Annotated in this window: 22 protein-coding genes; 13 read left to right on the forward strand and 9 right to left on the reverse strand. The window is 71.7% G+C overall.

All coding sequences use genetic code 11. The features are described from left to right. Positions 1–68: 68 nt before the first annotated feature. Both AB0I28_RS13810 and AB0I28_RS13815 read right to left on the reverse strand, forming a co-directional pair. Entirely contained in the window at positions 69–515 is a 447-nt protein-coding gene (locus AB0I28_RS13810) for an N-acetyltransferase (protein WP_357493030.1), read from the reverse strand. Positions 516–601: 86 nt separating this feature from the next. Beyond that, a complete protein-coding gene (locus AB0I28_RS13815; RefSeq protein ID WP_357493032.1) occupies positions 602–1885 on the reverse strand; it encodes an MFS transporter in 1284 nt (427 codons plus the stop codon). A 121-nt stretch (positions 1886–2006) separates the two neighbouring features. Between AB0I28_RS13815 and AB0I28_RS13820 the strand changes: the two genes are divergently transcribed. Both AB0I28_RS13820 and AB0I28_RS13825 read left to right on the forward strand, forming a co-directional pair. Then, positions 2007–2510: an NAD(P)-dependent alcohol dehydrogenase gene (locus AB0I28_RS13820; RefSeq protein WP_357493034.1), complete on the forward strand. Its 504-nt coding sequence runs from the start codon at positions 2007–2009 to the stop codon at positions 2508–2510. 68 nt (positions 2511–2578) lie between these two features. Next, positions 2579–3805: an MFS transporter gene (locus tag AB0I28_RS13825; RefSeq protein WP_357493036.1), complete on the forward strand. Its 1227-nt coding sequence runs from the start codon at positions 2579–2581 to the stop codon at positions 3803–3805. 35 nt (positions 3806–3840) lie between these two features. Here AB0I28_RS13825 and AB0I28_RS13830 read toward each other — a convergent pair whose 3' ends face one another. From AB0I28_RS13830 to AB0I28_RS13840, 3 genes are all read right to left on the reverse strand, one after another. Continuing rightward, positions 3841–4149, reverse strand: coding sequence for an AzlD domain-containing protein (locus tag AB0I28_RS13830; RefSeq protein WP_357493038.1), 309 nt, complete (start codon positions 4147–4149; stop codon positions 3841–3843). Further along, a complete protein-coding gene (locus tag AB0I28_RS13835) occupies positions 4146–4865 on the reverse strand; it encodes an AzlC family ABC transporter permease (protein ID WP_357493040.1) in 720 nt (239 codons plus the stop codon). Before AB0I28_RS13835 ends, AB0I28_RS13830 begins: the two co-directional genes overlap by 4 nt. A 63-nt stretch (positions 4866–4928) precedes the next feature. Beyond that, complete coding sequence (locus AB0I28_RS13840; RefSeq protein WP_357493042.1) at positions 4929–5570, reverse strand: 3'-5' exonuclease; 642 nt, start codon at positions 5568–5570, stop codon at positions 4929–4931. A 123-nt stretch (positions 5571–5693) separates the two neighbouring features. On the opposite strand from AB0I28_RS13840, the gene AB0I28_RS13845 reads away from it, so the two are divergent. The 10 genes from AB0I28_RS13845 (at position 5694) to AB0I28_RS13890 (ending at position 15402) form a co-directional block, all read left to right on the forward strand. Then, positions 5694–6224, forward strand: coding sequence for a type II toxin-antitoxin system PemK/MazF family toxin (locus tag AB0I28_RS13845; protein WP_357493044.1), 531 nt, complete (start codon positions 5694–5696; stop codon positions 6222–6224). A 99-nt stretch (positions 6225–6323) separates the two neighbouring features. Beyond that, positions 6324–6968 carry a GNAT family protein gene (locus AB0I28_RS13850; protein WP_357493046.1) on the forward strand — a complete coding sequence of 215 codons (645 nt, stop codon included), beginning with the start codon at positions 6324–6326 and terminating at the stop codon, positions 6966–6968. Positions 6969–7113: 145 nt separating this feature from the next. After that, the gene (locus AB0I28_RS13855; RefSeq protein WP_357493048.1) at positions 7114–8613 is read left to right on the forward strand and encodes an arylsulfatase; all 1500 of its coding nucleotides are present in this window, start codon (positions 7114–7116) and stop codon (positions 8611–8613) included. A gap of 13 nt (positions 8614–8626) precedes the next feature. After that, a complete protein-coding gene (locus AB0I28_RS13860; protein ID WP_357493050.1) occupies positions 8627–9844 on the forward strand; it encodes a class I SAM-dependent methyltransferase in 1218 nt (405 codons plus the stop codon). Continuing rightward, entirely contained in the window at positions 9841–10803 is a 963-nt protein-coding gene (locus tag AB0I28_RS13865) for a formylglycine-generating enzyme family protein (RefSeq protein WP_357493051.1), read from the forward strand. Before AB0I28_RS13860 ends, AB0I28_RS13865 begins: the two co-directional genes overlap by 4 nt. Then, positions 10800–11717, forward strand: a complete 918-nt coding sequence (locus tag AB0I28_RS13870) for an HAD family hydrolase (RefSeq protein ID WP_357493053.1) — start codon at positions 10800–10802, stop codon at positions 11715–11717. Before AB0I28_RS13865 ends, AB0I28_RS13870 begins: the two co-directional genes overlap by 4 nt. 68 nt (positions 11718–11785) lie before the next feature. Further along, positions 11786–12622 carry an alpha/beta hydrolase gene (locus AB0I28_RS13875; RefSeq protein ID WP_357493055.1) on the forward strand — a complete coding sequence of 279 codons (837 nt, stop codon included), beginning with the start codon at positions 11786–11788 and terminating at the stop codon, positions 12620–12622. 9 nt (positions 12623–12631) lie between these two features. After that, positions 12632–13525, forward strand: coding sequence for an AraC family transcriptional regulator (locus tag AB0I28_RS13880; RefSeq protein WP_357493057.1), 894 nt, complete (start codon positions 12632–12634; stop codon positions 13523–13525). After that, positions 13522–14718: a DUF6357 family protein gene (locus AB0I28_RS13885; RefSeq protein ID WP_357493059.1), complete on the forward strand. Its 1197-nt coding sequence runs from the start codon at positions 13522–13524 to the stop codon at positions 14716–14718. Before AB0I28_RS13880 ends, AB0I28_RS13885 begins: the two co-directional genes overlap by 4 nt. A 42-nt stretch (positions 14719–14760) precedes the next feature. Then, positions 14761–15402, forward strand: a complete 642-nt coding sequence (locus AB0I28_RS13890; RefSeq protein WP_357493061.1) for a hypothetical protein — start codon at positions 14761–14763, stop codon at positions 15400–15402. Positions 15403–15429: 27 nt separating this feature from the next. Here the strand turns inward: AB0I28_RS13890 and AB0I28_RS13895 are convergent, their stop codons facing one another. After that, positions 15430–15714 (reverse strand): hypothetical protein, encoded by a 285-nt coding sequence (locus AB0I28_RS13895; protein ID WP_357493063.1) that lies wholly within the window; start codon positions 15712–15714, stop codon positions 15430–15432. Between the two features lie 4 nt (positions 15715–15718). Next, complete coding sequence (locus AB0I28_RS13900; protein ID WP_357493065.1) at positions 15719–17746, reverse strand: hypothetical protein; 2028 nt, start codon at positions 17744–17746, stop codon at positions 15719–15721. 167 nt (positions 17747–17913) lie between these two features. Between AB0I28_RS13900 and AB0I28_RS13905 the strand changes: the two genes are divergently transcribed. Further along, positions 17914–20358, forward strand: a complete 2445-nt coding sequence (locus tag AB0I28_RS13905) for a tetratricopeptide repeat protein (protein ID WP_357493067.1) — start codon at positions 17914–17916, stop codon at positions 20356–20358. A 73-nt stretch (positions 20359–20431) separates the two neighbouring features. Here AB0I28_RS13905 and AB0I28_RS13910 read toward each other — a convergent pair whose 3' ends face one another. Beyond that, positions 20432–21319: an NlpC/P60 family protein gene (locus AB0I28_RS13910; protein ID WP_357493069.1), complete on the reverse strand. Its 888-nt coding sequence runs from the start codon at positions 21317–21319 to the stop codon at positions 20432–20434. A gap of 46 nt (positions 21320–21365) precedes the next feature. Further along, positions 21366–21998 (reverse strand): peptidoglycan-binding protein, encoded by a 633-nt coding sequence (locus AB0I28_RS13915; RefSeq protein ID WP_357493071.1) that lies wholly within the window; start codon positions 21996–21998, stop codon positions 21366–21368. Positions 21999–22221 lie beyond the last annotated feature (223 nt).

A 22221-nucleotide genomic window follows, 5' to 3' on the forward strand; every position in this document is an offset into this window, starting at 1 on the left:
CCGTACGGCGAACACGATCGCCTGGTCGCGGGCGGCGAAACCCCGTCGATGTCGGTTTCAGCCGCCCCTCACCTGGCGGCGTAGCTCACGCTCGCCAGCGGCCACCCCGCCAGCCATTCCGACACGAGTCTCCACAGTGGCTTGTCGAGGGCCGCCTGGCTCTCGCACACCCAGGAGCGCACCGCCGCCCCCTCCACGCCGTCCTTGCGCGGGAGGATCCCGACCGAGCCGATCACAATGCGGGTTTCGCTGTGCAGGACGGTGTAAGTGAAGCCCTCGCGCGCGGCGAAGTCGGCAGCGAGTTCGGTCAGGTCTTGGCGGTTGGCGCCCGGACTCATGCTGTCGACGGGCGGCCAGCCGCGCTCGGTGAAACCCGGGGTGGCGTGAATGTGCTCGATGGACGAGGTCCAGGCGGCGTGGTCGTCCTGATTGTGCTGCGGGCCAGCGGGTTCGAGGTAGAAGGGCGGCGAGTCCAGGAAGAGGGGGACGTCGAAGTCCTCGGGGACGAGTGGCATGCGCGCCAGCATAGGGAGGCCGGCCCAGGCTCAGTGCCGACGCGCGTGCCCGCCGTGTGCAGCCTCCGCACGGCGGGCGTCGCGACTCAGTCCGCTCCGCTCGCCCTGCCCGCCTCACCGACCGAGATCTGCCGCAGTGAAGGCAGCAGCAGCGGCAGCAGCATGGCGACCGCGAGCAGCGCGCCGCCGGTCGTGGCCACCGCCGCGGTGCCGAACACGGCGGCGAGGAACGGCACCGACATCTGACCGAGGGGAATGGACGCGAAGGACCCGAACTCGTCGTACGCCCCGACCCGCGAGCTCAGCCGCTCCGGGACGTGCACGGCCCACACCGTCGACCACACCACGGTGAAGAACTCGGCGGCCACTCCCGCCGCGAACGCCGCCACGGCCAGCCATAGGGCGTCGGCGCCGGCCCCGAGGAGGACCAGCGGGACGGCGGCCAGCGTCATCGACGAGAGGGCCGGCACCATCGGCCGGCGCGGCAGCGTCACTCTCACCAGCACCAGCGTGGCCAGCAGCGATCCCGCACCCCGCACGCTCAAGACCAGACCCCACCCTTCCGCGCCGATCGTGTCGTAGGCGATGACCGGGCCGAGGATGTGCCACACGCCCATGTTGACGGCGTTGAGGACCGCGAAGGCCAGCGTCACCGACCAGATCCACGGCCGAGACCCGAAGTAGCTCCAGCCCTGCCGCAGCTCGGCGGGCATCGTCGGACCGCCCGCGGTGCGGGCCGGCAGCGCAGGCAGTGAGATCCGGGCGAAGCACGCGGCCGCCAGCAGGAATGACGCGGCGTCGGCGGCGATCGCCCAGCCTCCTCCGGCCGATACGGTCAGCAGCCCGGCCGCCGCCGGACCGGTCATCCGGGTGATGTTGCGCGCCGAGGCCAGCAGCGAGTTCGCCTGCTGGATGCCGCGCCCGCTCGCCAGCTGCGGGACGATCCCGCGCAAGGCCGGCGTCGTCAGCGCCTGGAAGAGCCCGTTGAGCGCGGCCAGTGGCAGCAGCAGCGCCGGGTGCTGATGGGTGAGCAGCAGAACCGCGACTCCCGCCTGGCTGACGCCCGCGCCGAGGCTCGCCAGGCGCAGCACCTTGTCGCGGCGGTAGCGGTCGGCGATACCGCCGCCCAGGATCATCGTCGCGATCATCGGGATCATCGAGGCGGTCAGGACCGCCGACAGCCAGCCGGCGCTCCCGGTGACCTCCAGAACCCCGAAGGCCAGTGCCACCGGCGCCATCGCGCTGCCGGCCATCGACACCGACCAGCCGGCGAAGAACCACCGGAAGGCCGGCGACCGCAGTGGACGGTCCGAGGCGAGCGCGGCCGGGCCCGGCTCGTCGGGGATCTCGCGCGACTCGGCTTCGGGCACAAGCGGCGATGCTGTCAGCGGCGGCCGGATCCGGCAAGCCGTTTCTCTCAGTCGCGTCACAGCGGGCCCGCCGCACCATCGGACTACCGGCAAGACGCCGAAACTGCGCCCCGGGCAGAAGGTGCTGATCATCGGAGCCTCCGGCAGCGTCGGCTCCTACGCCGTCCAGCTCGCCGCGCAGTTCGGAGCCGAGGTCACCGGAGTGTGCAGCGGCCGCAACACCGAACTCGTCTCCTCGCTCGGCGCCCACCATGTCATCGACTACACCGCCACCGACTTCACCGCCTCCGGCGAGACCTACGACGTCGTCTTCGACACCGTCGGCCGCAGCACCTTCGCGCGCGCCAAGGGATCCCTCACCCGCCGCGGCTGCTACCTCGCCACCACCGGCCTCGACAACGCGCTGCTCGCGGTGTGGACCTCGATCACCGGCGGCCGGCAGGTGCGCGGCGGACTGTCGGTCGACAAGCGGGCGGCCCTCGCCTACCTGCGCGAACGCGTCGAGGCCGGGGCCCTGCGCGTCGTCATCGACCGCACGTACCCGCTCGACCGCATCGCCGAGGCCCGCCGCCACGTCGACACCGGACACAAACGCGGCAACGTCGTGATCACCGTTCACGAGTGACCCCGCGAGGATCGGGCCCGAGTACGCTTCCGCCTCGTGCCCAGCCCGATCCGACCGCCGGAGCCCGCGTGACCGTCCAGCATTTACCCGTCAGCGGACACCGCGACTTCCGTCGACTGTGGACCGGCCGGGCCGTCAGCCAGTTCGGCTCCGACATCGGCGCCGTCGCGCTGCCCCTGATCGCCGTCACCGTCGTCGAGGCCACCGCCTTCCAGGTGACCCTCCTCGCCGCCGTCGCCGCCTGCTCCACCCTGCTGTTCTCGTTCCCCATCGGCGGCCTCGTCGAGTATCGCCGCAAACGCCCCGTCCTCATCGCCACCGACCTGATCCGCGCGGTCGCGCTCGCCTCCGTGCCGCTGGCGGCGATGACGGGGTGGCTGACCTTCGCACACCTGTGCGTCATCACCGCGATCAACACCGTCTGCCAGATCGCCTTCGCCTCCGCCTCGGCGGCGCACCTCAAGGCACTGGTCTCGCCGGAGCGGATCCTCGACGCCAACAGCCGTCTGGAAGGAACGACCTGGCTGAGCCTGACCGTCGGCCGCTCCCTCGGCGGAGTACTGGTGGCGGCGCTGAGCGCGGTCGGCACCCTCCTGCTCGACGCCGCCTCCTTCCTCGTGGGCACCCTGGCCATCCTCCGACTGCGGGCCCCCGAGCCCGAGCCGCCGAAGCGGCGAGCCGACCGGAACCGGCGGGACGAGCTGCTCGCCGGTCTCCGCTTCGTCCGCGCCGACCCCTACCTGCGGCGCCTGCTGGCCGCCTGGATCGTGTTCGCCGGCGCGTCCGGCATGGCCTTCCCCATCAGCACCGTCTTCTACCTGCGCGACCTCGGCTTCACCCCGTGGCAGTACGGGCTGCTCATGGGGATCCCGTCCCTCGGCGGCTTTCTCGGGTCGCGGGTCGTGCGTGTTTCGGCGGCTCGCTGGGGGACCACCCGCATCCTTCGCTGGACGAGCGTCCTCAGGGCCCTCTGGTACGCGCTCATTCCGCTCGCGCAACCCGGGGTCGGCGGGCTCGTCCTCGCCGGTGCCGGCTTCACCGGCGTGCTCTTCTTCTCCTCCATCGCCAACTCCACGATGAACGGCTACCGCCAACTGCGGACCCCCGACGACCTCCAGGTCCGCGTCGCCGTGCTCTGGACCTTCGCGACCACACTCACCCAACCCGTGTTCATCCTGCTCGGCGGTGTGGTCGCGATGGCCGTCGGCAACCGCACGGCGCTCCTCGTGGCGACGGCCGTGATGGCCTCGGCGACGCTCCTGCTGCCGCGCAACCGGCACGGTGAGGGTGGGTAGCCGGGCCTCGGCTGCCGCCGGGTGTGGCCGTACCGTCACCCGAAGGCCAGCCGGACCAGAGCCGTCACGACCATTCCCGCCGCGATCGAGAGGATCATCGGAACCCGGCGCAGGTAGGCCACGGCCACCGTCGCGAGTCCCGCGAGCAGGGCCCAGTCCAGGCCTGTCCACCGTGGACCCGCCACGTCCACGATCAGCAGTCCCGCGAGCAGCACCGGCGCCAGCAAGGCGATGACGCCCCGTGCCGAGCGGGGGAGTTCACGGTCGCCGAGCAGCGCGGGGCCCGCCGCCTTGAAGGTGAAGCTGATCAGCGCGACACACGCGATGGCTCCCCACAGGTTCACGAGGCCTCCCCACCGCCGCTGTCGCCGCCGCGCAGTCCGAGCAGGGCCGCGACGCTCGCCCCCACCAGCGCCAGCCCCGCCGGGACCACGAACACCAGCCCCGCGGCGATCGACGCGCCCAGCCCCGCCGCGACGCGCGCCATCCGCGACCGGCGCAGCTCGTCGATGAGCAGGAGAAGGAAGAAGGCGGGGAAGACTAGGTCGAGGCCAAGTGCCTCCACCAGCTTCTCCGGCGGCGCGACCAGGACGCCGAGCGCCGTGCCTGCCACCCACGCGGGCCACTGCACCGCCGTCGCGCCGAAGAGCTTCCAGCGGTCGAAGCGCCCGTCGCCCAGGTGCGCCGAGGCCCAGGAGCCGTCGACGACCGTCTGCCCCTCCAGCGCGCGCCGGAAGCGTCCGCCCCGCAGATCCCCGGCGACGGCCACTCCCATGGGGATGAAGCGGCCGTTGATGAGCGCCGCCGCCATGATCGCGGTCGGGATGCCGCCGCCACCGGCGAGCGCGGCCGCCAGCGCGAACTGCGCCGAGCCCGAGAAGACCACCAGCGAACACACGATCGGCGCCAGCACTCCCCACCCCTCGGCCCGCGCCAGCGCACCGAAGGTCACCGCCAGGACGAATGCGGCCGACGCGAGGCCGACGCCCACCTTGACACCCGCCAGGAAGCGGAGCCGGGGCGAGACATCGTCGATGTCGGCCGAGGGATTCGCGTCCATCCGGCGAGGCTAACTCGATCTCGCGGGGCAGGCGAGGGTGGAAGGCGCGGATTCCCTCTCAGCTCAGGGGAGCGCCGCCATCTGGCGGAGCCGTTCGAGGACGGCGTGGACGTCGGCCGCGGCGCGGTGTCCACCGTCGAGCGGATGCCAGCGGTAGTGGTCGCGGCAGTCGTCCCACTCCCCGGCCCAGGCGGCGTGGGCGTGCATCGCACATGACGTGCGGTCGCGCAGGTCGATGAGCCACGCGAAGGGTTCCGGGCGCCGCACCCGGATGCCGAAGACCCAGCCGAGGACATTGAGTACACCGCGCCACGCGGAGGAGGGCGGACTCGGGTGCGCGACATCCGCGCGGGCGATCTCCCGGGCGAGGACGCCGAGGTCGAACGCGGAGTTGTAGATGATGACGTGTCTGCCGCGCAGCGCGCGCACGAGCTTCGGGTAGAGGTCCACCCACCGCATCGCGCCGGCGACGTCCGCGTCGCGGATGCCGTGGACGCGGGTGGCGCCGGCGGGAATGGCGAACCCCGGATCGACCAGCTCGTCGAGGAGCATTCTCCCGCCCGTGGTGACAACGGCGATCTCGACGAGGTATCCGCCCAGGCCGGTGGTCTCGGTGTCGAGGACGACCGCGTTCGGGTCGGCGAGGACATGGCGCGCCCAGTCGGTCGGCCTCCAGCCGGGGATGCCCCGACTCCAGTCGCTCATCGATCCTCAACGGATGGCGCCGCCACGCCGACCAGACTATTCGGCGACCCCCGCCGCCACCGCCCGAACGAGCCGACCCCGCACCCCCGCCGCGAACTGGCGCAGGCCAGCCATGATGTCTCGATGCAGGAAACCGTCGACCCGAACAGCATCCTCCTTCGCCTGTGCTGCGCGTTCGTCACGGGCGCGGCCATCGGGGGCATCGTGGTCGCGGTGGTGATGACCGCCAGGTCGCGGGCGCTCCAGGTGCCCGCCGCGCCGCCGTCCTGGCCCCGGCTCTCCTACGAACTGCGCCCGGCCCGCCCCGGCAACGCCTGGAAGGGCCGCCCCGAACCCGGCGAGATCTGGTGGGCGCGGGTGCCGGCCAGGGGAGGCAAGAGGGTCGACCGGCCCTGGCTCGTGATCAGGACGCACCGCAACATCGTCGAGGCGCTCGCCATCACCGAACGAGCCGAAGGCCCCGACGGAGACCACCTCGCGATCGCCACCGCCTCGTGGAACCGGAAGGCCGTCCACGACACCGTCGTCGACCTCGGCGAGCCCGCGATCGTGACCGACCACGCCCTGCGGAGAATGGCCGCCCGCTGCGACGACGAGACCTGGGCCGCCGTCGCCGCGCGGCACGACGTCGGCTGGGCCGTCCCACCGGAGTGACGCCCGCGCAACTCCACGACGCGGCCGAGTGGCCGGACCACGAACACGGCCCGACATAACCCCGTTGCGGCGCCCCGGGCTCGTGCCTAGCGTGACACCGTGCACAGCTACCCGCCCCTGAACCTGCGAGTGACCACCCCCCGCCTGGAACTCGCCGGTGCCACCGACGACCTCCTCGACCGCCTGGCGCCTCTCGTCCGCGAGGGCAAGGCCATGGCCCGGCCGGCGCCCTACGACGACCCGATCTCGCTGTACGAGGAGGACCCCGACAAGCGGGTCGCCAAGTGGCTTCGAGGCATCTGGAGGGGGCGCGGCAAGGTCGACGCCGACTTCTGGCGCCTGTACCTCGTCGTCCTCGTCGACGGCGCCCCCGTGGGGATGCAGGACCTGATGGGGGACCGGTTCGCCAGTTTCGGCACCGTCACCAGCTTCTCCTGGCTGTCGGCGGACCTGCGCGGCCGGGGACTCGGGCGGGAGATGCGCCAGGCGGTCCTGCACCTGGCCTTCGACGGTCTCGCGGCCAAGGAGGCGGAGAGCGACGCCTTCGCCGACAACCTCGCGTCCAACGGCGTCTCACGCGCCCTGGGCTACGAACCCAATGGAACGACCTGGGACACCCGCCAAGGCGAAGCGGGCGAGATCCAGCGCTGGCGGCTCACCCGGGAAGCGTGGCTGCCCCGCCGTCGCGGCGACATCGGGATCGAGCACCTCGACGAAACGAAGGCCACGCTCGACCTGCCCTGACCAGCACTCCGCGAAATCATCCTCTGTCGTCTCATTTCCGGTGATATCGGACGCGTTTTCGCTACGATACTCGCTGTGGGCGTGCCGTCGCTTCGGGCTGTAGCGCCAGACCGGTCCCGGCTAGACGACCCGAGGGAGAGACCGCATGGCCGAGCAGCCGAACATCCTGATCATCTGGGGCGACGACATCGGGCTCAGCAACCTGAGCTGCTACAGCGACGGCCTGATGGGATACCGCACCCCGAACATCGATCGGCTCGCCGACGAGGGGGTGCGGTTCACCGACTACTACGGCGAGCAGAGCTGCACCGCCGGCCGCGCCGCGTTCATCACCGGCCAGAACCCCTACCGGACCGGCCTCACGAAGGTCGGCTTCCCCGGCGCCAAGATCGGCCTGGCGGCCGAGGATCCGACGATCGCCACGGCGCTCAAGGAGCAGGGTTACGCCACCGGCCAGTTCGGCAAGAACCACTTCGGCGACCGCGACGAATACCTCCCGACGATGCACGGCTTCGACGAGTTCTTCGGCAACCTCTACCACCTCAACGCCGAGGAGGAGCCCGAGCACCCCGACTACCCGCCGGCCGAGGACTTCCCGAACTTCCGCGAGCGGTTCGGTCCGCGCGGCGTCATCAAGTCGTGGGCCAACGGCGACGGCACCCAGCGCATCGAGGACACCGGCGCCCTGACGCGCAAGCGGATGGAGACCTGCGACGAGGAGTTCCGCGACGCGACCGTCGACTTCATGCGCCGCCAGCACGAGTCGGACACGCCTTTCTTCGTGTGGTTCAACACCACGCACATGCACTTTCGGACCCACACCAGGGAACAGGACCTCGGCCGGTCCGGGCGCTGGCAGTCGCCCTACCACGACACGATGATCTACCACGACGAGATCGTCGGCCAGGTGCTCGACGAGCTCGACGCGCTCGGCATCGCCGACAACACGATCGTCATGTACTCCACGGACAACGGGCCGCACATGAACTCCTGGCCCGACGCCGGCATGACGCCGTTCCGCAACGAGAAGGACTCCAACTGGGAGGGCGCCTACCGGGTGCCCTGCGTGGTGCGCTGGCCGGGCAAGATCCCCGCCGGGACCGTGCTCAACGGCATCGTCAGCCACAACGACTGGTTCGTGACGCTGCTGGCCGCCGCGGGCAACCCCGACGTCGCCGAACAGCTCAGAGAGGGCACCGACCTGGCCGGCACCTCGTACCGGGTGCATCTCGACGGCCACGACCAGCTGCGGTACATCACCGGCGAGAGCGACGAGAGCGCCCGTCGCGACTTCTTCTACGTCTCCGACGACGGCGACCTGACCGCGCTGCGCTTCGACAACTGGAAGATCGTGTTCCTGGAGCAACGCGCCCCGGGAACGCTGCAGGTCTGGGTGGAGCCCTACACCGAGCTGCGGGTACCCAAGATCTTCAACCTGCGCACCGACCCGTACGAACGGGCCGACATCACCTCGAACACGTACTTCGACTGGCTCATCAGCCACGCGTACCTGCTGGTGCCGGCACAGATGTACGTCGCCAAGCTCCTCCAGACGCTGCAGACCTTCCCACCGCGCCAGGAGCCGGCGTCGTTCAACATCGAAAAGGTGATCGCGAAGCTGAAAGCCGGTATGCAGAGCGCATGACACGGTCACTGTGATGTCCGGGACTCCGCCCGTGCGCGGACTCGGCGACGTCGTCGAGCGGTTCTACGACCGACACCCCTACCCGCCACCGGCCAAGGACCTCGAAGCCGTCGCGGCGCGCACGGGCGCCCGGCTGGAGCGGCGGTCGGCTCACCACCTCGTGTGGCCCGAACGGCCCTACGGGGCGCCCCAGCGCGTCCTGATCGCCGGGTGCGGCACCAGCCAGGCGGCCCGCCACGCGCTGCTGCGCCCCGACGACGAGGTCGTCGGCATCGATGTCAGCTCCACCGGCATCGAACACACGCGACGGCTCGCCGACCGCCACGGATCGACGAACCTGACCCTCCACCGGCTCGCCGTCGAGGACGTCGCCGAACTCGGCGAGACCTTCGACCACGTCGTCTGCACGGGAGTGCTGCACCACCTGGCCGACCCGCTCACCGGGCTGCGCTCGCTGCGGTCCGTCCTCGCGCCCGGGGGCGCCGTCACGCTCATGGTGTACGCGCCCTACGGCCGCGCCGGCGTCTACCTGATACAGGACTACTGCCGGCGGCTCGGCGTCACCACCAGTGGGGACGACCTCGCCGACCTGGTGGCGACGCTCCGGGAGATACCCGGCGCCCACCCGCTGAGCCGCCTGCTGCGCGAGTCGCGGGACTTCCTCGACGACGACGCCCTGGCCGACGCCCTGCTGAACCCGCGCGACCGGGCCTACACCGTCGGCGAGCTGCTCGAACTCATCGCCGCCGCCGGGCTGCGCTTCGGCCGCTGGGCCCGCCAGGCGCCCTACCTCCCGGACTGCGGGTCGATCAGCGAGACACCGCACGCCGCCCGCATCGCCGCGCTTCCCGTCGCCGAGCAGCACGCCGCCCTGGAACTGTTCCGCGGCACGCTCGCGCGCCACACCGTGATCGCCTACGACGAGGCCGACGAGACCTCCGGGCGGGTGGACTTCGCCGACCCCGCCGCCGAGCGCTGGCGGCCGATCCGGGTGCCGACCGCGATCGCCATCGAGGAACGGCTTCCGCCCGGAGCCGCCGCGGCCCTGCTGAACCGGGCACACGGCGAGACCGACCTCGTCACCTTCGTCACCGAGGCCGAACTGGCCATGTTCCGCCGCGTCGACGGCAGCCGGACCGTCGGCGAGCTGGGGCCGGACGCGCGGCCGTTCGCCGAGCGCCTCTACCGGCACGACCTGGTGGTCATCGACGCGTCAGGAGCGACACCATGACCCAAGTCCTCACCGGCCACGACGTCGTCCGGCTGGCCGGCGGCGCGTTCACCATGGGGTCGGACGAGCACTATCCCGAGGAGGCACCGGCGCACCGCGTGCGGGTGGGCCCCTTCGGGATCGACCGCCACCAGGTGACCAACCGGCGGTTCGCGGCCTTCGTCGCGGCCACCGGCTACCGCACGGTCGCCGAGCGGCCCCTCGACCCGGCCGACTTCCCGGGCGCGCCGCCCGAGAACCTCGTGCCCGGCTCGATGGTGTTCACGCCCACCGCCGGTCCGGTCGACCTGCGCCACCTGAGCCAGTGGTGGACCTGGCGGCCGGGTGCGTGCTGGTCGCGGCCCGAAGGACCCGGCAGTTCGATCCGCGACCGCCTCCACCACCCGGTCGTCCACGTCTCGCACGAGGACGCGGCGGCCTACGCCGCCTGGGCCGGCGCGCGGCTCCCGACGGAGGCCGAGTGGGAGCTGGCGGCCCGCGGCGGCATCGAGGGCGCCGCGTTCACCTGGGGCGACCGGGCCCGGCCCGACGGCCGGATCATGGCCAACACCTGGGACGGCCCCGACTTCCCCTGGCGCTCGACCGGCGAGTCCGGGTGGGAGCGGACCTCCCCCGTCGGAACCTTCCCGCCCAACGGCTTCGGGCTGCACGACATGGCGGGCAACGTGTGGGAGTGGACCGACGACTGGTGGTCGGCGCGCCACCCCGAGGACGCGGGCAAACCCTGCTGCGTCCCGACCGACCCACGCGGGGGAGGGCCGGAGGGCAGCTTCGATCCCGCCCAGCCCCAGTTCCGCGTCCCCCGCAAAGTGATCAAGGGCGGCTCGCACCTGTGCGCCGACACCTACTGCCTGCGCTACCGCCCCGCCGCGCGACGCCCACAGGTGATCGACACCGGCATGAGCCACGTCGGCTTCCGCTGCGCGTGGACCGAACCCGCCGACGAGGAGAGCACATGACCACCGAACGACTTCCCTCATGGCGCCCCGGAGCGACCAGGGACGCCATCCTCGGCTACCTCGACGGGATCGGCGACGTGCCCGTGGAGGACCGGGTCGCCTACCTCGACAACGACGGCACGATGTGGTGCGAGCGGCCCCACTACGTCCAGTACGACTTCTTCGTCGACGTCCTGCGCCGGCTGGCACCGGACGACCCGACACTGGCGCAACGCCCCGAACTCGCCGCCGTGCTCGACAACGACGCGGCGAAGATCGGCGAACTCGGCCTGGCGAAGGTCGCCGGTGCCCTCGCCGCGCTCTGCGACGGCCAGAGCCCCACGGAGTTCGCCGCGGTCGTCGACGACTTCACCGAGCGGTACCGGCACCCGACGCTCGGCGTCCCGCTCGCCTCGCTCGTCTACCGGCCGATGCTCGAACTCGTCGAGGAGCTGCGCGCACACGAATTCACCGTCGGGATCGTCACCGGCGGCGGCACCGAGTTCGTGCGCCGGATCAGCCCGGGACTCTACGGCGTACCGCCCGAGCGCGTCGTCGGAACCATGATCGGCTACGAACTCCAACGCGACGACGACGGCCGGCCCGTCCTGCGCCGCACCATGGCCTCGATGGGAACACCCAATGAGGGGGCCGCCAAGGTCGCCCACATCCAGTCCCAGACCGGACGCGCGCCCATCGTCGCCGCCGGCAACTCCAGCGGCGACAAGGAAATGCTCGAGTGGGCGCAGGCCTCCCCGCACGGCGGCCTGGCCATCCTCGTCGACCACGACGACGCCGACCGCGAGTTCGCCTACCAGAGCAAGGCCGCCACGTTCCAGGACGACGAGCCGGTCACGGCCGTCGCCCAACGACTCGGCTGGACCACGGTGAGCATGGCCCGCGACTGGGAGCAGGTGTTCCCCCCAGCCTCCTGACCCGGCGCCGGCCACCACGACGACATTCGTCCAAGACGGCCGGCCGCCCACTCCCGCATCATCGCCCCATGAACGAGCACGAGACCGAGTACCTGCACGGGATGCACGTCGTCCACGCCGGCCCGCGCCAGGCGCCGCCGCTGTTGCTGATCCACGGATCAGGCGCCTCGGGAGGCTTCTGGAACCCGGTGGTCCCGGCCCTCGCCGAGCGCCACCACGTCATCCGGATCGACCTCCCGGGCTGCGGCCAGTCCCCGCCCGCGCACTCCTACGACGTGCCCGCACAGGCGCACCGGGTGGCGGCGATGCTCGACGACCTCGGCCTCGGCCCCGTCGCCGCGGCCGGACACTCCAGCGGCGGCTACATCGCCACCGCGCTCGCCGAACAGCGACCCGACCTGGTGCGGTCGCTGGCGCTGCTCAGCTGCGGCCCGAGCCCCGACGCGCTCCTGCCGCAGCCGGCCGCCCTGCGAATTCTGCTGGCACCGCCTTTCGGCCGGCTGCTGTGGTCGCGGCGCTCGGACGCGATGATCCGCAGGGGCATCAGCGCCACCGCCGCCCTCCCGGTCGAGATCTCCGACGAGTTGGTCGCCGAGGTCAGGGGCATTTCCTACCGCACGTTCAGGACGCTGCTGCGACGCAACGGCGAGTACATCGCCGAGCGGAGCGTGCCCGAGCGACTCGCCGCCCTCGGGGTCCCGGTGCTGGTGATCTTCGGCGACGCCGACCCTCGCTGGGAGCCGTCCTCGGCGCACCGATACGACGCGGTGCCGAACGCGCGGATCGAGCTGCTGCCCGGCGTCGGCCACATGCCCGTCCTCGAAGCGCCGGAGACGACCGGCGAACTGTTGCTGGACTTCACCGCCGCGACGGCTGAGATCCCGCCGGCGAAACCCGGTACATAGACTGGCCGGATGCTGCCCACCGGGACATTCGACTGGTCGAGGGTGGACGTCGCCGTCCCGCCCCCGTCCGGCCGGCTGCCCGGGATCGACATGGCCGGGTTCGGCCATCGCGGGCAAGCGCTCGCCGACATCACCATGGTCGCCCACCCCTCGGTCACCCTGCTCGTCGATTTGAGCGAGGAACCGGGCACCGTTTTCGAGGCTTCCGGCCGTCACGTTCGCGGCAGCGTCGTCGCCGGTCTCGCCCCCGGCGACCTCCGTGTGTCGGGCCGAGGGGCACGCGAGTGCCTCCAGATCCGGCTGGACCCGGTCGTCGCGGCGGCGGTGTTCGGTGCGTCGACCGACCTCGGCGGGACGCTGCTCTCCCTGGCCGACGTCTGGGGCCCCGACGCCGGGCGGGTCGAGGACAGGTTGCGCGCCGCCGCGTCGTGGGACGAGCGGTTCACGCTCGCGGCGGGAATCCTCGCCCGACGGCTCGACGCTCGTCCACCGGTGGATCCGGAGGTCGTCCACGCCTGGAGGCGGATGTCCGCCGGCCGGGGACAGGTGCGGGTCGACGACCTGGCCGGCGAGGTCGGCTGGAGCCGCAAGCGCCTGTGGTCCCGCTTCCGGGCCCAGCTCGGCATCGCCCCCAAGCGCGCCGCTCGTCTGGTGCGCTTCGACCACGCCGCCCACCTTCTCGCGGCGGGCCGCTGTGCCGCCGGCGTCGCCGCCGAAAGCGGCTACGCCGATCAGTCGCACCTCCATCGTGAGGTCAAGGCGTTCACCGGACTGACGGCCACGGCGGTCGGCGCGGCGCCATGGCTCGCCATCGACGAGGTCGCGTGGCCGGCCGGTGTATCGAAGCTCCGCCGTGAAACCCGCGCGGCGTTCCGAAGCCCGACATACCGAGGACGACCATGAGAGCACTGACCTTCAGTGACGACAAGGGCAATGAGGCGGAGTGGGCCCCGGGCGGCCCGCAACCCGCCTTCGACGCGTTCCAGGAGTTCGTCGACCGGCACCGCGGCGACGGCGCCACGACCCTGCGGGTCGAGGACAGGGAGAACGGCGAGGCCCTGCTGTTCCTGCCGGAGGCCGGCGCCGTCTGCCGGACCAAGGGCGCGCCGGACACGCGGACCGAGTACCGCCCCGCCGGCGCCCGTGACCGCCGCGCCCAGCTGGCCCTCTTCGCCCACCGCGGCTTCTCCGGTCTCGACCGGCAAGGCACCTGGTTCCCGGACCTCGCGGGCCTCGCGCGGGAACGAATCCGGGAGGAGTTCGACGCCTCCGTGCTGCGACGAACCCACCCGCGCGAGCTGCGCCGTCGCCTGGAGATCCTGACCCGCGCCGACGGCCGCGAGACGGCGACGGTCGACGGGGTCACGCACTACGGCTTCGGCGCCGGCGGCGGCGACACCGTCAACGCCTGGTTCGGCGCCGACGGTCGCGGGCTTGTGGTGGTGTTCGACCACGCCGGCGCGCTCAACCGCGTCGACGACCCCGACGCGCACGCGGCGCTGTACGACGGCATACCGGCGGACCTTCTCGATCTGGTCAAAGACGTGCCGGAGGCGGGCACAGCGCTCAACGTCGCGCATCCCGGCGGCGGCACCCTGGCGGCCGCGACGGGCGTCTTCTCCTTCGCGGGCCCCTGCGCCATGGCCGACGGCGTGGTGGCGGGCTTGCAGGAGGCGGGGCTCGGCGTCGAGGAGACCGGGCTCGGCCGGCTGCTGGAGAGGTTCCTCGCGATGGGGGACTTCACCCCCGCCGGGATCGCGGAGGCCGCGGAACGGTGGAGCGCCGCGGACGTAGAGAAGGGCTTCGCGGCGGCTACCGCGCTCGAACAGGAGCGGACCGCGCCGCTCGACCGGGAGACGCTGAACCGCTTCTGCCGGATCTGGGCCGACTCCGGCTACAACGACCGCTGGGACACCCACTATGTCCTCTTCGACGGCGACACGCTGGAGGACGTCGGCGAGATTCACGACGAGCTTCTGGCCCTGGTCGAGACCCTCGGTCTCGAACGCGTCGACTCCCCGCCGCGAGCCGCCGACGGCGAGGTGTGGATCCGCACCGACCCCCGCGTCGACGCCGAGCTGGAGCGATGGTCATGACCGGCCGCCGTGTGCCGCCGCTCTCGTTGAGGGGATGAGACCGTGCCGAAGTCCAAGCGCACCAAGGCGAGGCCGGCGCCGGCCCCGGCCCCCTACGAGACCTTCGCGAACGCGCTGGGCAAACCCGTCGACGGCGTCGAGGCCCGCAAGGTGATCGACGCGCTGGGCGGGGTCCACCGGGTGCGGGCTCTCCGGCAGACGGTCTCGCGCTACGACCCCGACGAGGCGCGAACCGTGGCGTGGGACTTCCCCTCCGCGCCTCCCGCGCACCGCGACGTGCCCACGCACATCGGCGTGCGAGACGGCAGGATCGTCTGGATGACCCTGCCGCCGTCGCTCGTCGACGGGGTCATCAGCGACCGCGCCGCCTCCTTCCGGCTGCCCGAGGACGACGAGGAGGTCTTCCGGCCGCGCGGTGCCGACTGGAGTTGGGCGCCCGCGATCATCCGGCGTGCGGGGGTGTATCTGCTCGACCTCGATGTCATGCAGGGCCACTGGGACGGCAACTACAAGTTCCCCCTCACACCGCGCCAGGCGGAGAGCCTGCGGACCGATCCCCTCCTGTACCGCGAGGTGTGGGACCGCCTCGTGCGGATCTGCCAGTCTCGCCGCTTCTTCGACGACCCGGCGACCCTCCCGGCCGACGCGCATTCCCACATCAACGCGCGCTGCGGCCGGGGCTGAACCGGACGGTGCCCTGCATGCGTGCTCTCACCGCCACTCGTACGTGAACCTCTGAAACAGCGCCTCCAACGCGTCGCCGCCCAGCTCCGGGTGCCGGGCGGCCATGATCCGTTCTGCCTCCCGTCCACCTTCCACAAGGGAGTGAGTCGACCAGTCGATCTCGATGGACCAGAAGTCCGCGACGATCGCCCGCACCCTGGCCGACAGCGCCGCCGAATCAGCGTCGTCGGGCCCCGCGGAGTCCTGAGGTGGCGACGGTCGCCCGCTCCCGAGATGCGCGATGACCGCCCGGCTCAACTCCCGATCCTCCACGCCCTCAGGCTCCCTGTCCCGCGAGCCATTCCCGGGCCGCCGCGACATCGGTGTCCGTCGGGGGAGGGAAGACCTGCCCCGGCCATTTCGTCATGCTGTGCGCACGGGCGAACGCGACACCGGCCCCGCGTGCGTCCGCCGACAACTCCGGGTTCTCCGCGATCTCCACGGCGCGGTCCCACCATCCTCGGACGCGGTCGTATTCTCCGTGGCTCCACAAGGGCTGTGCCGGGTCGGAGACGGCGATGAGGACCTTCTCCACGAGATGCCGGGGCAGACTGGAGGCCAGCAGCCGGTCGGCCGCGACCGCGGGCGTCACGCCGTCGAGCCGGGCCCGCATCAGCACCCAGGTGGTGATGCGGCCGGGTTCCCGCCGGCCCGACTCGATCTGCTTCCACAGCCGCGATGCGCGGTCCTCGTCCGGCTCCCCGAGATACGTGTACGCGAACAGCTCGTCCTTCCACCTCGGCGCCGCCTTGGTCCACCACTTGTCGAGCGCGTCCGTCAGCGGGTGGCCGAGATCGCGGGCGAGGCAGGTGAGGGTGACCATCGGATGCCGCCAGAGCGTCCACTGCGTGGGGTACTTCTTGGCCAGGACGGTCTTCCAGCGCGGCACGAGGGCGTCGACGTCCTCGACGGTCGCCAGGCCGTGCGAGTACAGCAGTTCCAGGCAGAAGGCGACGCCCTGCAAGCCGGTCTCCGGGTGGCCGATCCGGCCGCGGAGCCACGCGACGTCCGTCTCGTCCAGTGTCCGGTAGGACCACCACGCCCTTCGAAGCTCCGAGGGGTGCGCGGTCAGGTCGGGTCCGGTGCCTTCCAGCAGGTCGGCGGCGACGGCCTCGAAGCGGTCGAGTTCCGCCGTCAGCTCCTCGGTGGTCGAGCCGATACGGGCGGCGTAGTCGGCGTGCTTCCCGGTGACGGCCTCCCGCAACACCGTCGACCACTCCGCGGCCACGCGTCCCGCCATCACGCGGAAGTCGTGCGGCAGGCGCTCGTCGAGGGCGAGCCGCACCGCCGCGATCGTGGCGCCGAGCCGGGCGCCCGAGGCGGAGACGTTGGGCCAGCCGGTGGCGACCGCCCACTGCGCATCGCTGTACAGCGCCCGCATCGCCTCGTCCCGCTCGGGAGCGGGCAGCTCCAACAGGTCGGGTGCGATCGCGGCGACGGCTCCTCCCGCGTCGGTGCCGCGCAACGCCCGGTGGTTCGCGAGCCACGCGCTCACCGCGCTGTGCTCCCCGCCGAGGGTCATGCCGCGCGCGACCGCCATGCCCGACTCGGTGGCGTGCTCACGAAGCAGCCACTGCCCGAACGGGCCGTACTCGGCGAAGGCCGCCGGCATCTCGGGATGGTCGAACCGCAGGAGCGCGCGCAACAGGTTCCGCAGGCCACCCCAGGCTCTCAGGTACTTGCCGTACGAGGCCCGGGCGGCCGTCAGCAGCCGATCGGCCTCGTCGTAGGTCAGGGCCTGCCGCCGCTCCAGCGCGTTGACGTACCCGGCGACCTCCTCTACATCGAAGGGCTCGCGCAAGCGCGCGTGCAGCCACGCCTCCTCGGCCTCGGTGAGCGGCTCGACCGGAAGCTCGCGGACTTTGCGGTCCTCGGGGGCGAGCCGTTCGAGCAGTTGGCGCACGCCCACGGCGTCGTCCGGGTCCGGGAAACCCTCGGCGTCGAGGATCACGGCCTTGTCGAGCACGAACGGGCCGTCCGCGCCGCCGTCGGCGATCGCGAACCCGGAAGGCCCGTCGCCGAGAACCGCGCGCACGACCTCATGGTCGCCACCCCAGTGGAGGACCAGCCCGGTCTTGAGGCTGTCGTAGTAGTCGAAGGCGGAGCCGCGCTGCTTGAGCCAGTAGGCGAACGAGGTCGTGGCGGGCAGGCCGCGCTTGGCCAACAGCTCCCGCGCTTCCGCCTCGGCAGCGAGAGTGCTGTACCGGCTGGTCTTCGGCAGCGGCAGCGTCACGAATCCAGGCGCCTTCAGCCTGCGCCACCACGCCTTGATGTCGTCGAGATCCGACGGGTCCTTGCCGGTCATGTGCTCGGTTCCTTCCTGGCCCACGGGCGCGCGATCCTCTCGGCCGGCGTCGACGAAGTCAGCGGCGGCACACGCGGCGTCCGCCCACCGTCGACGGGCCCGGCGGAGGTCCACAACGTAGACAATCGACGCCACCTCGCCGGACACGGGAGGCCTATCATTGCCGCGTGCCAGATGGAGCGCCCCGCGCGGGCAGGAACCTTCGGCCGCTCCGGCTGCGGGCCGCCATGACGCAGGAGGAACTCGGCCTCAAGGCCGGCGTCGGCACCCGGACCATCCGCGACATCGAGTCGGGAAAGGTCCGCCCGCAACCGAGGACGCTGCGCCTGCTCGCCGAGGCGCTCGGACTCGGCGATGCGGACAGGGCACTGCTGACCCGGCCGGCGGGCAGCCCCGAGGCGACGGCACCGCGGGAGCTGCCGCGAGCCCTGACGGCGTTCACCGGCCGTCAGACGCACCTGGACGCGATCGTGACCGCCGTCGGCGAAGGCACCACCGTCGTCGCGCTCCACGGCATGGCCGGAGTCGGGAAGACCTCCCTGGCGGTCTGGGCCGCACACGCCTTGACCGACCGGTATCCCGACGGCCAGTTATTCGTCGACCTCCACGGCTTCACCGGCTCCGTCGCGCCCCGCCCGAGCCTGCGGACGGTCCTGACGAGAGTCCTGCGCGCCCTCGGCGTGCCGTGCGACCGCGACACGCCCATCGCCATCGACGAACTCACCGCCCGCTACCGCACCGCCCTCGCCGACCGCCGCATCCTCCTGGTGTTCGACAACGTCGCGAACGCCGCGCAACTGGAGGCGCTGCTCCCCGCGACACCGGGCGGCCTCGTCCTGGCGACCAGCCGGCGCGACCTGTCCCCGCTCGCCGGCGCGCACTCGGTGCGGCTCGAACCGCCGCCCGCGGCCGAGGCCGCGGCGATGCTGACCGCGGCCGTCCCCCACCGCGTCACCGACGAGCAGGCCGTCCTGGTCGCCGAGCGGTGCGGGCGCCTCCCGCTCGCCATCGGCCTCGCGGCGGCACGCCTGCGCAGCCGTCCACAATGGCAGATCGAGGACCTGCTGGCCCGCTTCGCCGACGAAGGCCGCCTGCTCGACGAACTCGACATGGACCACCAGGGCGTCGCGACCGCACTGCGCGCGTCCTACCTCGAACTCGACACCGCCCACCGCCGCCTACTACGCCGCCTCGGCCTCATCCCGGGCGACGACCTCGACGCCCACGCCGCCGCCGCCCTGTGCGGGGCCGGCGAGAAGCGCGCGGCCGCGATGATGGAATCCCTCGTGGACGTGCACCTGGTGGAGACGCGCTCGCCGGGAAGATACCGGCTGCACGACCTGGTCCGGCTGTTCGCGGCCCGGCTGGCGAGGCTGGAGGAGACCGCGGGCGAACTCGACGAGGCCCTACGGCGGCTCATCGACGTCTACCTGCACTTCGCGTTCCAGGGCGCGGTGCTCGCCCGCCCGGGCAAGCCGATCCTCTTCGAAGGCGCGCGAGCGCACGACCTCGGCCTGCCGGGCTTCGCCGACCAGCGCGGCGCGCTGTCGTGGTTCCAGGCCGAACGGGGAAACCTGGAGGCCGCCGTGACCGTCGCCGAGCGCGCCGGACTCCTCGAACAGGCCTGGCAGCTGGCGGCGGCGTTCAACGCCTTCGACCTCTACGACTCCGACCGCGCTCCGCACACGGCCGTCGCCAGGATCGCGCTGGACATCGCCGTTCGCCTCGACGACCGCAGGAAGGAGGGCTATGCCCTCGGCTTCGTGGGGCGGCAGCTGATGACGGTCGGCAGGCAGCAGGACGCGATCGACTACCTCAGCCGGGCCGTGGCGCTCAAGCGCGATGTCGGTGAGGTCGCCGACGCGGCCTTGACGCTCGTCAACATCGCCATGCTGCACCGGCACTCCGGACGTTTCACCGAGGCGGTGGAGGTGTACCGGGAGGCCCTCGCGCTGATCGGAGAGAACGGCGAGTCGATGGACGCGCGGCGCGTCAGCCTGAACATGGTCGCGCCGCTGCTGACCCTCGGACGTCTGGAGGAGGCCGAGCGGATCCTCTCGCGGGTGGAGGAAGGGCTGGCGCCCGACGACGCGCACAACCGCACCCGCCTCGACGCCTTCCGCGGGGTCCTCGCCCGCCGAAAGGGCGATCCGGCAACGGCGGTGGCGATCCACACCGTCTGCCTCGAAGACTGCCGGCGGCGGGGCCTGCCGCACGGAGTGACATCGCTGCTCCTCGAACTGGGCGAGGATCTCCTGCGTCTCGGCCGCCACGCCGAGGCGGTCGCACATCTCGGCCACGCCGTCGAGTGCGCCGAGGAGCAGAGCGACCGGTTCCTGGAGCGGGCGACCCGCAACGCTCTCGGCCGGGCGCTGACGGCCGCCGGCGACCCCCGGGAGGCGATCGGCCAGCACGAGCGGGTCGCGCTCCTCGCCGAGTCCGCCGATGACGTCTACGAACTCGCGCGTGCACACCACGGTCTCGCCGAGGCCCTCCGCCGGTCGGGCGATCCGGTGGCCGCGCGGCGGCACCGGGAACGAGCCGCGCGCGGATACGCCGAGTGCGCAGTGCCCGAGGCCGAGGCGGTCGCCGAACAGCTGGGTGGGAATTAGCGCTGCCGGCACATCGGCGCACTGTCCCGGCGTCCGTGGACCGGACGCCGGGGCGGCTCGTCGGGTGCGCCCGTCAGACGGTGGCGATGCCGATGATGCGGAACATGCCGACGGCGCTGCCCAGACCCTGGGAGCGAATGGAGACGCCGTCACTGCGCGCGGGGCCTTCCGCGTCGAGGATCTTGCCGTCGCCGGCGTGGAATCCGACGTGGCCGGCATAGGTGTCGCTGCCGTCGTCGAAGTTGAAGAAGATGAGATCGCCGAACTGGAGATCGGCCGCGGAGGTGATCCTCTTCGCGTAGAACTTGCCGCCGTCGTCGTGGGTCCTCGCCCAGTCGAACATGGCGTCGGCGGTGCGCACCGGCCAGCCGGGGGAGTTCGTGATCGGGTTGTAGGACGCGTAGACGAGCCCTGAGCAGTCGTAGGTGTCGGGGCCCTCGGTGCCGCGCACGTACTCGGCGCCGATCTTGTTCTTCGCCAGCCCGTAGGCCATCTTCGACCAGTTGTAGATGTTCTTGGTGATCTGGCAGTCGACCTCCTGTTGGCTGGTCCCGTTCTGGACGCTGACACGCAGGTGGTTGACGACCGTCACGTCGGAGGGGTTCCAGCCGAGCTTGATGCCGCTGTGCGAGCTGCCCATCCCGCCTTCGAGGACGTAGTAGGCGTGCCCGTTGCCGAAGATGTAGGGCGCGGTCCCGCTAGGGCCTTGGGCCGCGATCCGCAGGACCGGGTGTCGGCCGTAGGCGCTGGTGGTGTCCTCCAGGCGCCAGTGGACCGAGACCTCGTCCGAAGCGATCCAGGTGACCTGGATCGTGGCCTTGGCTCCCGTGCAGCCGAAGTCGTGCTCGGCACTCGGATTGGACAGGGGGCCGGCGGCCGAGACGGCCGTCGGGACCGTGAGGATCCCTCCCACGACCGCGGCGGCGAGCGCGACGATCCAGGTCTTCCAGCTTGTTCTCAAGGGGATCTCCTTTCGGGGGGTTCGGGTGGGCGGGAAACGATCGGTTTCAGGCGCAGAACCACGGCTGCCAGCCGCGGTCGAGGAAGAGCCGGTAGGCGGCGTGGATGTTGGTGTCGGAGTGCAGGGCGTTGTCGATCTTCGCTGCGAGGGTGCTGCCGGGCAGGTACTCCTGGAGCGTCCCGCCGGTGTTGAACTGGAATACGCCGACGTCCTTGGTCGCGTTGGTGTTCAGGCCGACGGCGATGGCGCTGAAGCGTGATTCGCAGCGGGCGACCGAGATGGCCTTCTCCTCGTGTTCGGCGGGGAACACCGCGCGGATCTGGGCGATGATCGTCGAGTCGCAGGCGACGGCCAGGCCCTCGTCGGGGGCGGCGAGTCTGGACCGGGTCACCGACCCGACGACGCCGACGAGGTCCAGCCGGTTGCGTCCCTGGAACGCGATGACGCGTGCCCGGGTCGCCGTTCCGAAGTTTCCGTCGACGGCCAGTTGATTGCCGCAGTTGAGGCCGATTTCGTTGAGGCGCCGCTGAAGACGCTCGACACAGCTGCCGGATTCGCCGTACTCCAGGTCCACATCGCACAGCGTCGCGTTCGTGCCGGCGTCGGCCGACGCCTGCGCGGCGGGTCCGGCCACGATGAGGCCGAGCAGGAGCACCAGGATGCCCAGTGGCCTCCCCATTGATGTCCATTGTGGACGAACGAGTGAAACGGGTGTGGTCATGTCGGCCTTCTCGGGGCTGGGGGAGGGGTGGTGATCGGGTCGTGGGCGCTCGTCGTGCATGCTGGGACGCACCGTTCGGCGCTGGGGCTCCGCGACCGATAACCGCAAGTCAAGCAGCCGCTCACAGGCCGGTCGAGGCGTTGAACCGGCAGGAGACGGGCGGTGAGGTCACTCGCCGGAA

It is taken from the genome of Phytomonospora sp. NPDC050363 (genome assembly GCF_040655735.1).
Taxonomy (GTDB): Bacteria; Actinomycetota; Actinomycetes; order Mycobacteriales; family Micromonosporaceae; genus Phytomonospora.